This is a genomic window from Synechococcus sp. N5, assembly GCF_900473925.1.
Lineage (GTDB): Bacteria > Cyanobacteriota > Cyanobacteriia > PCC-6307 > Cyanobiaceae > Parasynechococcus.
Map to the genome: position 1 here is coordinate 433289 of NZ_UCNI01000006.1, position 15150 is coordinate 448438.

General features: G+C 63.4%; 15 protein-coding genes. 12 read left to right on the forward strand and 3 right to left on the reverse strand.

Annotated features, from left to right (window positions below; translation table 11 throughout):
- Positions 1–4: 4 nt before the first annotated feature.
- The gene (gene thiO / locus DXY03_RS07625) at positions 5–1117 is read right to left on the reverse strand and encodes a glycine oxidase ThiO (RefSeq protein ID WP_115009866.1); all 1113 of its coding nucleotides are present in this window, start codon (positions 1115–1117) and stop codon (positions 5–7) included.
- 91 nt (positions 1118–1208) lie between these two features.
- On the opposite strand from thiO, the gene gatB reads away from it, so the two are divergent.
- Both gatB and DXY03_RS07635 read left to right on the forward strand, forming a co-directional pair.
- Entirely contained in the window at positions 1209–2690 is a 1482-nt protein-coding gene (gene gatB, locus DXY03_RS07630) for an Asp-tRNA(Asn)/Glu-tRNA(Gln) amidotransferase subunit GatB (protein WP_115009867.1), read from the forward strand.
- Positions 2690–3511: a 2OG-Fe(II) oxygenase gene (locus DXY03_RS07635; RefSeq protein ID WP_115009868.1), complete on the forward strand. Its 822-nt coding sequence runs from the start codon at positions 2690–2692 to the stop codon at positions 3509–3511. The genes gatB and DXY03_RS07635 overlap by 1 nt, the downstream gene beginning before the upstream one ends.
- Here DXY03_RS07635 and coaE read toward each other — a convergent pair.
- Entirely contained in the window at positions 3508–4134 is a 627-nt protein-coding gene (gene coaE, locus DXY03_RS07640; protein ID WP_115009869.1) for a dephospho-CoA kinase, read from the reverse strand. The genes DXY03_RS07635 and coaE overlap by 4 nt on opposite strands.
- Before the next feature lie 50 nt (positions 4135–4184).
- Here coaE and argJ point away from each other — a divergent pair, with 50 nt between their 5' ends.
- The 4 genes from argJ to DXY03_RS07660 are packed head-to-tail and all read left to right on the forward strand — an operon-like array spanning position 4185 to position 8077.
- Entirely contained in the window at positions 4185–5387 is a 1203-nt protein-coding gene (gene argJ / locus DXY03_RS07645) for a bifunctional glutamate N-acetyltransferase/amino-acid acetyltransferase ArgJ (protein WP_244272352.1), read from the forward strand.
- 51 nt (positions 5388–5438) lie between these two features.
- A complete protein-coding gene (locus DXY03_RS07650) occupies positions 5439–6068 on the forward strand; it encodes a hypothetical protein (protein ID WP_115009871.1) in 630 nt (209 codons plus the stop codon).
- A 45-nt stretch (positions 6069–6113) separates the two neighbouring features.
- A complete protein-coding gene (locus DXY03_RS07655) occupies positions 6114–6425 on the forward strand; it encodes a hypothetical protein (protein ID WP_115009872.1) in 312 nt (103 codons plus the stop codon).
- Positions 6425–8077 (forward strand): AarF/ABC1/UbiB kinase family protein, encoded by a 1653-nt coding sequence (locus DXY03_RS07660; RefSeq protein ID WP_115009873.1) that lies wholly within the window; start codon positions 6425–6427, stop codon positions 8075–8077. The genes DXY03_RS07655 and DXY03_RS07660 overlap by 1 nt, the downstream gene beginning before the upstream one ends.
- A gap of 21 nt (positions 8078–8098) precedes the next feature.
- Here the strand turns inward: DXY03_RS07660 and eno are convergent, their stop codons facing one another.
- Positions 8099–9391 (reverse strand): phosphopyruvate hydratase, encoded by a 1293-nt coding sequence (eno, locus tag DXY03_RS07665; protein WP_115009874.1) that lies wholly within the window; start codon positions 9389–9391, stop codon positions 8099–8101.
- A 112-nt stretch (positions 9392–9503) separates the two neighbouring features.
- Between eno and gloA the strand changes: the two genes are divergently transcribed.
- The 6 genes from gloA to rplA all read left to right on the forward strand — a co-directional run bounded on the left by gloA (position 9504) and on the right by rplA (position 15005).
- Positions 9504–9902, forward strand: coding sequence for a lactoylglutathione lyase (gene gloA, locus DXY03_RS07670; protein WP_115009875.1), 399 nt, complete (start codon positions 9504–9506; stop codon positions 9900–9902).
- An 8-nt stretch (positions 9903–9910) separates the two neighbouring features.
- Positions 9911–12688 carry an ATP-dependent Clp protease ATP-binding subunit gene (locus tag DXY03_RS07675; protein ID WP_115009876.1) on the forward strand — a complete coding sequence of 926 codons (2778 nt, stop codon included), beginning with the start codon at positions 9911–9913 and terminating at the stop codon, positions 12686–12688.
- 70 nt (positions 12689–12758) lie between these two features.
- Positions 12759–13001: a preprotein translocase subunit SecE gene (gene secE / locus DXY03_RS07680; RefSeq protein WP_006850159.1), complete on the forward strand. Its 243-nt coding sequence runs from the start codon at positions 12759–12761 to the stop codon at positions 12999–13001.
- A gap of 21 nt (positions 13002–13022) precedes the next feature.
- The gene (nusG, locus tag DXY03_RS07685) at positions 13023–13691 is read left to right on the forward strand and encodes a transcription termination/antitermination protein NusG (protein ID WP_115009878.1); all 669 of its coding nucleotides are present in this window, start codon (positions 13023–13025) and stop codon (positions 13689–13691) included.
- 109 nt (positions 13692–13800) lie between these two features.
- A complete protein-coding gene (rplK, locus tag DXY03_RS07690) occupies positions 13801–14226 on the forward strand; it encodes a 50S ribosomal protein L11 (RefSeq protein WP_006851160.1) in 426 nt (141 codons plus the stop codon).
- Positions 14227–14297: 71 nt separating this feature from the next.
- On the forward strand, positions 14298–15005 hold the full coding sequence (gene rplA, locus DXY03_RS07695; protein ID WP_038552494.1) for a 50S ribosomal protein L1: 708 nt from the start codon (positions 14298–14300) through the stop codon (positions 15003–15005).
- Positions 15006–15150 lie beyond the last annotated feature (145 nt).

A 15150-nucleotide genomic window follows, 5' to 3' on the forward strand; every position in this document is an offset into this window, starting at 1 on the left:
TCGCTCAGTTTTCGAACCGGTTCCAGCGGAAAGCCCCCAACAACGCCTCTTCGGCGGCGTTGGGGGCTTTTTTCATGACGCCGCCGGCCGTGAGCTCAGCCGTGATGGCGGCAAGCAGGACGCCATTGCGGTGATGCCCACAGGCCAGCCATAAACCAGGTAGCGGACCAGGGCCGAGCAAGGGGCCTTCATCGGGCGTGCAGGGCCGGAACCCCCACCAACGCTCCATCGGGGGCCATGTGGCCGCTGTTGGCAGCAGGCTGGCGATGCCCGCCTGTAGTTGTTTCTGGCCATCAGGGGTGAGGCCTTCGGCAAATCCGGCCTCCCGTTCGCTGGTGGCCCCCACCACGATCAATCCGTCTTCGCGTGGAACCAGATAGGTGCCGGGGCCGAAGATCACCCGCTTCAGTGCCTCCCGCGGACCCTGCAGCGACAGCATCTGCCCTTTCACTGGGAACACGGGCAGTTGCGGCACCAGTTGTTGGCTCCAGGCGCCACTGCAGAGCACCGCTTGCTGGCAGCGCAGTTGCTGCTGTTCTCCTTCGGCGCTGCGCAAATGGATGCCGCAGAGCTGTCCGGCGGACTCCCGCTCCAGATCAAGCACTTCGGCTCCTTCCATGAACTGCACGCCCAGGGACACGCAGGCCCGCTCTAGGGCCCGCATCAACTGCCTGCGGTTGTCGATCTGGCCGTCCTGCTCGAACAGCAGCCCGGTGCTCCACTCCGGCCCCAAACCTGGGACTTCCCGCTCAAGGCCGGTGCGGTCCAGGGTTTGCCCAAGGCTGGCGGTGGGGTAAGCGTCCCGCTCGGTCGCTGTTCGGAACGGCACCACGATGCCGCTGGTGCGCAGGCCGCAGCTCAGGCCGCTGTCCGCCTCGATCTGCGCCACCCAGCGGGGGATCAGCGCGAGGCTGGCTTGACCCAGCTCCAACAGGTTGCCGCTCAAGCCTTCGGCATGGGGCGCCAGCATCCCTGCAGCCACAAAGCCTGCCGCTTCGCTGCGGCGGCGGCTGATCACGGTCACGCGCTGATCCCGACGGGCCAGCTGATGGGCAACGGCTAAGCCCATCAGTCCCCCGCCCAAAACACAGACGGCTGAGGCAGAGGCGGCAGTCATGCGCAAGAAAGGCCCTTGCTGGTCATGCTGTCAGGAGAGGGCTTCATCCTGATTCCATAGGATCCCGGAATCTGCTTCACATCACGGGCGCATGGCCGACGCAGCAACCCAAACGGCCTGGGAGGCCGTGATCGGTCTCGAGACCCACGTGCAGCTGGGAACGGACAGCAAAATTTTCACGGCAGCGTCCACCACCTTTGGTGATGACCCCAACACCCACATCGACCCGGTGGTGTGCGGTCTGCCCGGCACATTGCCGGTGCTGAACCAGAAGGTGCTCGAGTATGCGGTGAAGGCCGCGATGGCGCTGAACCTCAACATCGCCGAACACAGCAAGTTCGACCGCAAGCAGTACTTTTATCCCGATCTGCCGAAGAACTACCAGATCTCTCAGTACGACCAGCCGATCGCCGAGGAGGGCTGGATCGAGGTGGAAGTGGCGGAGAAGGGAAAGGACACCTATCTCAAGAAAATCGGCATCGAACGACTGCACATGGAGGAGGACGCCGGCAAGTTGGTGCATGCCGGTAGTGACCGCCTGGCGGGTTCCACCCATTCGCTCGTGGACTACAACCGGGCCGGTGTGGCCTTGGCGGAAATCGTCAGCAAGCCGGACCTGCGCACCGGCCGTGAAGCGGCGGAGTACGCCTCGGAGATCCGCCGGATCATGCGGTATTTGGGGGTGAGTGACGGCAACATGCAGGAGGGATCCCTGCGTTGCGACGTCAACATCTCCGTGCGACGGGGGCCGGATGCGCCCTTCGGCACGAAGGTGGAGATCAAGAACATGAACTCGTTCTCGGCCATCCAAAAGGCCTGCGAGTACGAGATCAAGCGTCAGATCAAGGCCTACGAAACCGGTGAGCCGATCGTTCAGGAGACCCGCCTCTGGGATGAGGGCAAGCAGCTCACCAAGAGCATGCGCAGCAAGGAAGGCGCCAGCGATTACCGCTACTTCCCGGATCCCGACCTCGGCCCGATTGAGGTGAGCGCGGATCAGCGGGAGTCCTGGCGCGCTGAATTGCCTGAGCTTCCGTCGGCCAAGCGGCATCGCTACGCCGATGAGCTGGGTCTCTCCCAGTACGACGCGCGGGTGCTCACTGATGAGCGACCGATGGCCGACTATTTCGAGGCCGTGGTGGGTGCCGGCGCTGACGCCAAGCTTGCGGCGAACTGGATTACCGGCGACATCGCCGCCCATGTGAATAGCAATCGACTCAGCTATGCCGCACTGCCCTTCCGGCCGGAGCAGTTGGCTGAGATGGTCCAACTGATCGATGGCGGCAAGATCAGCGGCAAGATCGCCAAGGAGATCCTTCCGGAGCTGCTTGAGAAAGGCGGCTCACCCAAGGCGATCGTCGACGAGCGCGGTCTCGGCATGATCAGCGATCCGGCGGCGATCGAAGCCATCGTTGATGAGCTGCTGGGGACCCATCCTGATGAGGTGGAGGCCTTCCGCGGCGGTAAGACCAAGCTGCAGGGCTTCTTCGTTGGACAGTTGATGAAGAAGACCGGCGGTAAGGCGGATCCCAAGCTCGCCAACCAGATTCTGAGCAAGAAGCTCAAGGGTTGATGAGCGGAGCGGCAGCCATTCCCGATGCCTGGAAGGAATGGCTGCTGCAGAACCGGGATCGCGGCTGTGATCCTGAAGGCTTGAAGCAGCGGGCCCTCGACCAGGGGTTTGCGCAAGAGGCGATTGCGGCAGTTCTCGATTCGTCGTCCCGTGGGCTCACAGTCACGGACTCACCATCGCCCGATTGGCTCGCCTGGTTCGAGGCCCCCATCACCCGGCCGGAGCACCGGCCTCGCGCCTGGCGGTTGGTTACCTCATTGGCCCAGGTCTATGAGCTGCCAGGACTGCTCAGCCGCGAGGAATGCGAGCAGGTGATCGACGCCATCAACGGGTCATTGCAGCCGTCAACGGTCACCCATGGCAGCAGCGATTACCGCACCAGTCGCACCTGTCATTTGCGTCAGAACCATCCCCAGCTGGCGGCGAGCCTCGATCAGCGCTTTGCGGCCTTGTTCGGCGTGGATCCGCGCCTCTCGGAACCGATTCAGGGGCAGCGCTATGACCCCGGCGAATACTTCAAGGAACATACGGATTGGTTTGCGCCGGGGACGGAGGAATACGCCACCCACACCGACAGTGGTGGGCAACGCACCTGGACGGTGATGGTTTATCTCAACCCTGTGGAACGGGGTGGAGAGACGTTGTTCCGCCGCCTGGGCCGCTCCTTTTCGCCGGTGCCCGGCCTGGCGTTGGCCTGGAACAACCTCCAGGCCGATGGCACTCCCAACCCCTTCACGCTGCATGAGGCCTTGCCGGTGGAGGCGGGTCACAAATGGGTGATCACCAAGTGGTTCCGTGCCGACAGCGGGCGAAACGGCTAACCAGGATCTGCTGGCGCCGTTGCGTTCAGCAGACCCAAGGCCTGGGCCTGCCACGCGCTGGGTTGGCCTCGATTGGCAATCACGTGATCTGCCAAGCCCCGTTTGCGGCTCAGGGGCCATTGGGCGGCGATGCGGGCTTGAGCAGCGTCAGGATTCAGCCCGTCCCGCGCGATCAAGCGTTCGAGTTGCTGCGATGCATCACAGTCGACCAGCCAGATTTCGCTGCAGAGCGACTCCAGCCCCGCTTCGAACAACAGCGGAATCATCAGTACAACGGCTGGGGTCTTGGCATGGAGGCTGAGTGCTTGGTCGAAGCGCTCCCGCACGATCGGGTGAATCAGTTGCTCGAGCCACCGTCGTTCCGCGGGGTCCTGGAACACGATCTGACCTAGGGCAGCTCGGTCGACGGCTGCGCCCCCTTCAGCCTGGACTCCAGCGCCGTACCGCTGCATCACGCTGTTCGTGGCGGGGCAACCGGGTGCAAGGGCCTCTCGGGCGAATTGATCCGCATCCAACACCGGCAGCCCTTGCTGCGCCAGCCAATGGCCCACGCTGCTTTTGCCGCTTGCAATCCCGCCCGTGAGTCCGATGCGTCGTTGCGAGAACGGCTCGCCAGGCGCCATGGTGTCGGAGCAGGATGCACCCAGTGTCTCGCGGCGGATCAGCGGTGGCGATGGCTTCTTCTTGGCAACCGATCCAGGGTGGTGTGACGGCACCGCATGGGTTCCAGGCGGCCGGCATCGTTGCCGGCCTGAAGCCCTCGGGTAAGCCTGATCTGGCCCTGGTTCTGGCCCCGGAGGCGGCGGTTTGTGCCGGTACCTTCACCACCTCCGTGGTGCGGGCGGCCTGTGTTGATCTCTGCCGTGATCGTCTTGTGAGCCAAGGCGGTCAGGCCCGTGCCGTGTTGATCAATTCCGGTCAGGCCAATGCCTGCACCGGAGATCGCGGTCTGGTCGACAGCCAGCGCGCCACCCAGGGGCTAGCGGATCAGCTCGGCGTTGATGCGGAGTCGGTGTTGATCTGCTCCACCGGTGTGATCGGTGTGCCGATTCCGATGCCCACCCTTTTGGCTGGGTTGGCTCCTTTGGTGGAGGCCTTGGATGACGCGGGTGGCGATGCGGCGGCCAACGCCATTCTCACCACCGATCTGGTGGACAAGCAGGTGGCGCTCGAACTGGAACTGGAGGGGCGCCGGGTGCGCATCGGAGGGATGGCCAAAGGCTCGGGAATGATTCACCCCGACATGGCCACGATGCTCGGCTTTTTCAGTTGTGATGCCGGCGTCGATGCGGGCGTTTGGCAGGGGATGGTGCAGCGTGCGGTGCAGCGTTCCTTCAACGCCATCACGGTTGATGGAGACACCAGCACCAATGACACCGTTCTGGCCTTCGCGGCAGGCCCAGCGCTGGCCCAACAACACCATGCCGTTCTCGAACAGGGCCTCACCCAGGCCATGCAGCAGCTGGCTCAGGCCATTGCCCGGGATGGCGAAGGGGCGACCTGTCTGATCGAAGTGAAGGTGGAGGGTGCGGTTGACGAGGCTGCGGCATTGCAGGTGGCGCGTACGGTCTGTGGTTCGTCTCTGGTGAAGACAGCGGTCCATGGCCGGGATCCGAACTGGGGGCGGATCGTGGCGGCAGCAGGCCGCTCTGGCGTGTCTTTCGATCCGGATGCGGTTGCTCTTTGGATTGGTCCACATCAACTGATGGCGGCCGGTCAACCCGTGGCCTTTGATCGCGCTGCAGCCAGCAACGTTCTGAGGCAGGACCATGTTCCGATTCGCCTCGGCCTGGGGCATGGTTCCGGTTGTGGTCAGGCCTGGGGATGTGACCTTTCGGATCAGTACGTGCGCATCAACGCCGACTACACCACCTGAAGCTTCTGTCCTGGATCCCTGTCACAATCCGAGTCTCCGTCAGACCCATCCGTGGACAATTCCAGCTCCCCTGACGCTCCCGTTGAGACCAAGGCACGTTTCTGGGTGGGCCCACTGGTGGCTGGTTGTTGTTTCGCCCTTGGTTACGGCATCGCCGAGCGGGTGCTGACACTGCAGACCAATGCTCAGGACCCTGTCCCTGAGGCCTTTACACCACTTGCGTTTCCAGGGGATTCCCTGCAGGAGATTCGGGCCCGGTTCAGTGACGAGGATCCATCCCTGCAAGTGGATGTCTCAGCCTTGGAGGCTGCGAGCCGACCGGCCCAGCCAGCGGCCAAACCAGTGGTCAAGGAGACACCCAAACCCGATGTGGCGCTGCAGACGCCCGAACCCCAGGTCTGGACGGCCCCAGCCTGGTCGGACCCCCAAACCATTGCCCCCGAGATGGAGGGCGACAACGGACCCGCCCCTTCATCCGCCCAGGAGCCTGGACCTGAGCTTGATGACAGCAACGCTGATGCCCTGGTGCTTCCTGAGGAGTCCATTGAGGTGATGCCTGCTGTTGTTGTTCCAGGCGGTGATTCACCGGTGTTGGTGGCTGAGCCGGACCCTTTGGTGCTGCCGCCTGGCGCGGAAGCCTTTTTCGAAGCCATTGAGCCCATGACCCCGCCTCAGCCCTGATCTCCGGTTGGATCTGCCACAGTTGAAGCTGTCTGCAATCGGTCCATGGGCTCGTCCGAGGCCTTGATACGCGCCACGGTGAACCGCATCAGTGCGCGCCTTGGTCACGGCTTTGCGGACGCGGCCGCCGAGTTGGCGGTGTTGGCGCAAGATGCCCCGCAACGGCTGCGCCAGGAATGGGATCTGTTTCAAGACGAGGTGCGTGCTGAGGCGGAACGGATCGAACGGGGTGATTCGGCTCCGATGAGCACGGATGGGGCGTCCTCGTCGGAACCGCCGGAGAGTCCTCAGGCGGTGATCGATCGTCTTCGGGCCAAGGTGGCTGATCTGAGCCAAGCGATCGAGGCGCGTCCCTGATGCTGGGACTGCTGCGAGCGCTCCGTATCTGGCGCGCTGTCCTGATGCTGCTGCTGTTGCTTTGGTGGGATGGCCAGTCCTGGACCTACCGCGGTGGTGTCACCGCTGAGCGTCGTGCCCGCCGTCAGCAACAGCGAGCCCGTTGGTTGACGGCTGAGTTGCTGTCTCTGGGCTCCGCCTTCATCAAGCTGGGGCAACTGCTCTCCGCCCGCCCAGACATCCTCCCCGCGGGCTGGGTGGCCGAGCTGGCAGCGCTGCAAGACAGCGTTCCGGCCTTCAGTTTTGATCAGGTGCAGACCGTGCTCGAGCGAGAGCTGGGGCTGCGCTGTGCCGAGGTGATCGATCTGGATCCCGAGCCCCTGGGTGCAGCCTCGCTGGCCCAGGTGCATCGCGCCAGCCTGCGCAGTGGCCGGCAGGTGGTGCTCAAGGTGCAGCGCCCTGGGCTCGATCGCCTGTTTCGCCTTGATCTGGAGGTGATGCAGCAGGTGGCAGCTGTGCTGCAACGCAATCCCAGTTGGGGGCGTGGTCGGGATTGGCCGGCTATGGCACGGGAATGTCGACGTGTGCTGCTGCGTGAGCTCGATTTCCGCGTTGAGGCGCAGTACGCCGCTCGTTTTCGTCAGCAATTTCTGGATGACGAACGCATCAGGATCCCCGGTGTGGTCTGGGAGTTGAGCACGCGCCGTGTGCTGTGCCTCGACTACCTGCCCGGCATCAAGGTCAACGACCGTGAGGCGTTGCTCGAAGCCGGCGTTGATCCGGCCGCGGTGGCTGAGGTGGGTGCAGCCAGTTATCTCAAGCAGTTGGTGAGGTTTGGTTTCTTCCATGCCGACCCCCATCCCGGCAACCTCGCCGTGGCGAGTGATGGAGCGCTCATCTACTACGACTTCGGGATGATGGGGCTGTTGTCAGACGGCTTGCGTCGACGTCTGGGAGCCATGGTCCGGGCTGCTGCTGCGAGGGATTCAGCGGCATTGGTGGAGGAGATGCAGGCGGCTGGTGTGATCTCCGGTGGCATTGATGTTGGTCCGGTGCGCCGTCTCGTGCGGCTGATGCTGCAGGAGGCTCTCACCCCACCCTTCACGGCCAACGTGATCGACAAACTCTCCGGCGATCTCTACGACCTGGTCTATGGCCAGCCCTTTCGTCTGCCGGTTGAGCTGATCTTTGTGATGCGGGCGTTGTCCACCTTCGAGGGTGTTGGCCGCAGCCTTGATCCCGCTTTTAGCTTGGTGGCGATCGCCAAGCCTTATCTCCTTCCACTCATGACCTCCAGCGGCTCCGGCAGCAACGATCTGTTCAACGAACTCGGCCGTCAGGTCGGGGCCCTCAGCAGCCGCGCTGCGGCCTTCCCGAGGCGCTTGGATGAAAGCCTGGAACGCTTGGAGCAGGGGGATCTTCAGCTCCAGGTGCGGCTGGGCGAATCGGATCGTCAGTTCCGCCGGATGGCCCTGGCCCAGCAATCGATCGGCCAATCGGTGTTGCTTGGATGCCTGGCTTTGGCCACCGCGATTGTGGGTGCCAGTGCCCGCCCGCTCTGGTCGCTTCTTCCAGCTGCTGCTGCTTTGCCTGTGGGCTTGGGCTGGTTCCGAATGCAGGTCAAGATTCGTCGTGATCAACGGTTGGAACAGTTGCCCGGTTCCAACCGTTGAACGTTCGTCGGGGGCCTGGGATCAGGCCTTGCCGCGGGGGCCCTGGCCAACAGCACCGGCGTAGACGGCCTGGCTGCCCAGCTCGTCTTCGATGCGAAGCAGCTGGTTGTACTTGGCGACCCGCTCGCTGCGGCTGAGGGAGCCGGTCTTGATCTGTCCGGCGCGGGTGGCGACGGAGAGGTCGGCGATGGTGGTGTCTTCGGTTTCGCCACTGCGGTGGCTGATCACGCTGGTGTAACCGGAGCGGCCTGCCAGGTCGATGGCCTGGAGGGTTTCGGTGAGCGAACCGATCTGGTTCACCTTGATCAGGATTGAGTTGGCCGTGGTGTTGTCGATGCCCTGTTGAAGCCGCTTGGTGTTGGTCACGAACAGGTCGTCACCCACCAGCTGCACCTTGCCGCCGAGGCGCTCGGTCAGCAGCTTCCAGCCATCCCAGTCGTCTTCGGCCAGGCCGTCTTCGATCGAAACGATCGGGAATTTCTCCACCAGTTGCTCGAGTTGGCCCACCATCTCGGCGCTGGTGTAGCTGCCGCCATCGAAGGCATAACGGCCGTTCTCGAAGAATTCGGTGCTGGCCACGTCCAGGGCCAGGGAGATCTGTTCGCCGGGCTTGTAGCCCGCTTTGCTGATCGCTTCCACCAGGATTTCGCCGGCTTCCACATTGCCCAGATCCGGTGCGAAGCCGCCTTCGTCGCCCACGGCGGTGCTCATGCCCTTGTCGCTGAGCAGTTTCTTGAGCGTGTGGAACACCTCGGTGCCCATCCGCAGGGCTTCGCGGAAGCTTGGAGCGCCGTGGGGCACCAGCATGAATTCCTGGAAGTCCAGGCTGTTGGCGGCATGGGCGCCACCGTTGATCACGTTCATCAACGGCACCGGCAGCAGGTTGGCCATCGGGCCGCCTAGGTAGCGGTAGAGGGGAATCCCCAGCCCGTTGGCAGCAGCGCGGGCGGTGGCCATGCTCACCGCAAGGATCGCGTTGGCTCCCAGGTTGGATTTGTTGTCGCTTCCGTCCAGCTCCAGCATCGCGGCATCTACAGCCGCCTGATCCAGAGCGGAAAGGCCGCAGAGGGCCGGTGCGATCCGCTCTTCGATGTGGTTCACGGCCTGGCCCACACCCTTGCCCATGTAGCGGTCACCGCCGTCACGCAGTTCGTGGGCTTCGTGGGCACCGGTGCTGGCACCACTGGGAACGATGGCCCGTCCCATGGCACCTCCTTCGAGCAGAACCTCGGCTTCAACCGTGGGGTTGCCGCGGGAATCGAGCACCTCTCGGGCCACGATGGTGTCGATGACGAGGTCGAGGGAATCGATCACGTTGGGACGGACGCTTAACCCGGGGATCTTATGGGTCGCCCCTCTCTCTCGTGTTGTGACGGGTCATACCTGGCCAGAATGACGGCAGGTTCACGCTGCACGACGCTCACCCATGCGGATGCTTCACACCATGCTCCGGGTCGCTGATCTGGAGCGGTCTCTGGGCTTCTACACCGAGGTCCTGGGCATGCAGCTTCTGCGTCGAAAGGATTACCCCAGCGGCCGCTTCACCCTGGCGTTTGTTGGCTATGGGTCGGAGAGCGACCACACGGTTCTGGAACTCACCCACAACTGGGACACCGACAGCTACACCCTGGGTGATGGCTACGGCCACATCGCGCTGGGGGTGGAGGACATCCACAGGACCTGCGCCGGCATTGCCGACAAGGGTGGTCGTGTGGTGCGGGAACCTGGTCCGATGAAGCACGGCACCACCGTCATCGCCTTTGTTGAGGATCCGGATGGCTACAAGGTGGAATTGATCGAGATGTCCTCCAAAGCCCACGCCTGAAGAACCGGATGACTTCATCGCCAGCGTTGAACGGCAGCCTCACCCATGAGCCGGATCGCTTCAGCGACGCGGCCTGGGATCTGCTGCTTAGTGGTCAGGACGTTGCCCGTCGCTGGCGTCATGAGCAGTTGGATGTGGAGCACCTGATCCAGGTGCTGTTCACCGATCCCGCCTGCCGCCGCCTGGTGGAGCGCTTGCCTCTCCCCATCGATGCGCTCTTGGATCGCTTGGAGGATGTGCTGGCTGATCAGCCCTCCGGGCGAGGCGCAGAGCTCTTCATCGGTGATGACCTGGAACAGCTGCTCGATTCGGCTGATGCCATCCGTCGGCGCTGGAATGGCGACGTCATCGATCTGCCGGAAGTGCTGATGGCCATTGGTGCCGATCCGCGGATCGGCGCTGATCTGTTTGCCGGCTTTGGTTTGTCGGCCGATGCTCTGGAGCAGCTGATTCAACGGGGCATGGATGAGCGGGTTCCTGGCGTGACCGTTCCTCCCCAAGAGCGCTCGATGCCGCGGGCTCAGCCGGAGGTGCAGCAGGAAGCGCCCCGACGTGAACGGGTGGCGCGCGTTCTCTCCTCCTCCCGTGCGCTGCGCGGGCCGGAGCCTGTCGCCGCCCCTGTCACCCCCCAGTTGCCCGCCCTTGAGGCCCCCTTGCAGGAGCCCCCTACAGCCTTGGAGTCCTATGGGCGGGATCTCACAGAAGAGGCGGAAGCAGGCAGCCTGGATCCGGTGATCGGTCGTGATTCTGAAATTCGCAACCTGGTCAAGGTGCTGTCGCGCCGGAGCAAGAACAATCCGGTGCTCATCGGTGAACCCGGTGTTGGCAAAACAGCGATTGCGGAGCTGCTGGCGCAGCGGATCGTCGCGGGTGAAGTGCCGGAGTCGCTGCAGGGTCTGCGGCTGGTGGCCCTGGATCTCGGGGCTTTGATCGCCGGTGCCAAGTTCCGTGGTCAGTTCGAGGAACGCCTGCGCTCGGTGCTCGAGGAGGTGAGTGGTTCCGATTCTGGGGTGGTGTTGTTCATCGATGAGCTGCACACCGTTGTCGGCAGTGATCGCAGCAGCACCGATGCCGGCAGCCTGTTGAAACCCGCCCTGGCCCGGGGAGACCTGCGCTGCATCGGTGCCACCACGCCGGAGGATTACCGGCTCACGGTGGAAAAGGATCCGGCCCTCAACAGGCGTTTCCAGCAGGTGGTGATCCGGGAGCCGGATCTGGAGTTGAGCCTCGAAATTCTGCGGGGCTTGAAGGAGCGCTACGAGCTGCACCATGGCGTCAGCATCACCGACGAGGCCATTCAGACCGCCAACCGTCTTGCCGACCGCTACATCAGCGATCGCTGCCTGCCGGACAAAGCCATTGATCTGATCGATGAAGCGGCGGCACAACTGAAGATGGAGGTCACCTCCAAGCCGCAGGTGGTGGAGGAGGCCGAAGCGGATCTGCGCCGCGTTGAACTGGCCCTGCTCGCCGCCGAGCAGGCGCCTGAAGCGGAGCGGATTCAGCTCCAGCGCAACCGGCTTGAAGTCTCCACGCGACTGGATGATCTGCGGCGGCGCTGGCAGGAGGAGCGCGGTCAGCTCGAGGAGCTCGGCCAGCTGCTCCAGCAGGACGAAGACCTGCGCCATGCCATCGCTGAGGCCGAGCGGGATGGTGACCTGGAGGAAGCGGCCCGCCTCCAGTACGACCAGCTGCATCGGGTGCAGCAGCGCCGGGATGAATTGGAGGCGTCCCAGGCGGAGGCCCAGTCCGCTGGAACGGCTCTGCTGCGCGAGCAGGTGGAGGCCGGTGACATCGCTGATCTGGTGGCCCGTTGGACCGGGATCCCCGTGCAGCGTCTGTTGGCGGGCGAGCGGCGCAAACTCCTGGATCTCGACGCCCATCTCGCTGAACGGGTGATTGGTCAGGGCGAAGCGGTGATGGCCGTTGCTGCTGCCATCCGCCGGGCCAGGGCCGGCATGAAGGATCCCCGTCGACCGGTGGGTTCCTTCCTGTTCCTGGGGCCGACTGGCGTCGGCAAGACCGAGCTGGCGAAGGCGCTGGCGGGGTCTTTGTTTGATGAAGAGGAGGCGCTGGTTCGCCTCGACATGAGCGAGTTCATGGAGCGGAACGCCGTGGCTCGGCTGATCGGTGCTCCTCCGGGGTATGTCGGTTATGAGGAAGGGGGGCAACTCACGGAGGCCGTGCGCCGCCGGCCCTATGCGGTGCTGCTTCTTGATGAAGTGGAGAAGGCCCATCCCGATGTGTTCAACCTGCTGCTGCAGGTGCTGGACGACGGCCGGCTCACCGATTCCCAGGGCCGCACCGTTGATTTCCGCCACACCGTGGTCGTGATGACCAGCAATCTGGCCAGCCCGGCGATCCTTGAACATGCCCGCTCGGGATCCACGGATGAGTCAGCCCTGCAACAGCAGGTGGATGCAGCGCTCTCCAGCCAGTTCCGGCCTGAATTCCTCAACCGCATTGATGAGGTGATTCGTTTCCGTCCGTTGGAGGTCTCCGATCTGGTGCGGATTGTTCAGTTGCAACTGAAGGATCTCGCTGCTCTGTTGGCTGAGCAGGGCCTAGCTCTGGTCGTGGATGACGCTGTCGCTGAGGCCATGGCCCGTCAGGGCCATGAACCGGAGTACGGGGCGCGGCCGCTGCGTCGGGTGCTGCGCCGCCAGCTGGAAAATCCGCTCTCCACGCTGCTGCTTGAGGAGCGCTTTGCCGGAGCCAGTGGCGTGACGGTGCGGCTGGGGGAGGCCGGCACAGATGCCCTGGTGTTCGATCCGGTGGGAGTTTGAGGGCATCCGGTAGGGTGTCTGTTTGGCGAAGTGCTTAACGGCACCGTTGTCAACTTCCGGTCCCATCCCCGTGACCAGCCCCATCTCTGAGGACACCACCACTTCCGACGGCTCAAAAGCCGCTGCCGATTCCACCAAATCCGGTGGTTTTCTGGCGGACACGGTTGATGAGCTGAAACTCGTGGTCTGGCCCAGCCGCCAGCAACTGTTCAGCGAATCCATCGCTGTGATCCTGATGGTCAGCCTTTCGGCCGCCACCATCGCGGCTGTCAGTCGCTTCTTTGGGTGGGCTTCGTCCCAGGTGTTCCGCTGACTCGATATCACCTTTCTCGCCGTGCCCGACGACCTGACCACACCGGACGCCCCTGAGGTGCTTGATCTGCCGGCCCCGAATGAGGGGGAAGACGGCACCTTGCCTGCGGAGGCTGTCGCCAACACGGCCATCGCCCGTTGGTACGCCGTTCAGGTGGCCTCCAGCTGCGAGAAGAAGGTCAAGGCCACCCTGGAGCAGCGGGCCGTCACCCTCGGGGTGAGCAACCGGATTCTCGAAATCGAGATTCCCCAGACCCCTGCCGTCAAGCTTAAGAAGGACGGCACCCGTCAGTCCACCGAGGAGAAGGTGTTCCCCGGTTATGTGCTGGTGCGGATGGTGCTGGACGAGGACACGATGATGGCGGTGCGGAGCACCCCGAACGTGATCAATTTCGTCGGTGCTGAAGACCGGCGCGCCACCGGCAAGGCCCGTGGTCACATCAAGCCTCGTCCCCTCAGTCGCTCTGAGGTGGATCGCATCTTCAAGCGCGCTGCCGAGAAGAAGACCGTCGTCAAGGTGGATCTCACCGAAGGCGATCAGATCCTGGTGACCGCTGGTCCGTTCAAGGACTTCCAGGGCGAGGTGATTGAGGTCTCAGGCGAGCGCAACAAGCTCAAGGCCCTGCTCTCCATCTTTGGTCGCGAGACCCCGGTGGAACTGGAGTTCTCTCAGATCAGCAAACAGAACTGACCTGGCGGCGGCCGTCTCCCTGCGGAGGGCGGCCTTGGGAGTGGGCAACCATTCCGCCGCACCCGACCTGAGGGTCTGGTGATCCGCAACTGTCCAAACCCCCCAGCCGATGGCCAAGAAAGTCGTAGCTGTGATCAAGCTGGCCCTAGACGCCGGCAAAGCCAACCCCGCGCCGCCGGTGGGCCCTGCCCTCGGTCAGCACGGTGTGAACATCATGATGTTCTGCAAGGAGTACAACGCTCGGACGCAGGACAAAGCCGGTTATGTGATTCCGGTGGAGATCTCGGTCTTTGAAGACCGCAGCTTCACCTTCATCACCAAGACGCCTCCGGCGTCGGTGCTGATCACCAAGGCAGCAAAGATCCAAAAGGGATCCGGTGAGTCCGCCAAGGGCAGTGTTGGATCGATCAGTCGGGCTCAGCTCGAGGAGATCGCCAAGACCAAACTCCCTGACCTCAACTGCACCAGCGTTGAGTCCGCCATGCGGATCATCGAAGGCACCGCCCGCAACATGGGCGTTTCCATCAGCGACTGACGTCGCTGCATCGCTTCTCCAACCCATACGGGGGAGGCATCCCTGATGTCGTCTGAACCCCAACTCTGAACATGCCCAAAATCTCCAAGCGCCTGGCCAGCCTGGCCGGCAAGATCGAGGACCGTGCCTACGCACCCCTCGAGGCGATTGCCCTGGTCAAGGACAACGCCAACGCGAAATTCGACGAGACGATGGAGGCCCATGTGCGCCTCGGCATCGATCCGAAGTACACCGACCAGCAGCTGCGTACCACCGTGGCTCTGCCCAACGGCACCGGTCAGACGGTTCGCATCGCCGTGGTGACCCGCGGTGAGAAGGTGGCTGAAGCCAAAGCCGCCGGTGCCGAACTCGCCGGTGAAGAAGACCTGGTGGAAAGCATCAGCAAGGGCGAAATGGATTTCGACCTGTTGATCGCCACCCCCGACATGATGCCCAAGGTGGCCAAGTTGGGACGGGTCCTCGGCCCCCGTGGCTTGATGCCTAACCCCAAGGCAGGCACCGTCACCACGGACCTCGAGGCTGCGATCAAGGAATTCAAGGCCGGCAAACTGGAATTCCGTGCCGACCGCACCGGCATCGTTCACGTCCGCTTCGGCAAGGCCAGCTTCAGTGCCGATGCCCTGCTGCAGAACCTCAAGACCCTGCAGGAAACCATCGACCGCAACAAGCCCAGCGGTGCTAAGGGCCGTTACTGGAAGTCCCTGTATGTGACCTCCACCATGGGTCCTTCCGTTGAAGTCGATTTCTCTGCTCTGCAGGACATCGAGCAGGGGAGCTGATCCGGCTCTCCTCTACACTTAACGATTGGCGAAAGCCAAATCGGGCACGCGCCCGGCCAGAGACAGCAGGATGTCCCTGGGCATGACATCAGTCATTCCCGTTGATGTAATCCCTGCCGAGGCAGACGCGACACGGTTTTGTCCC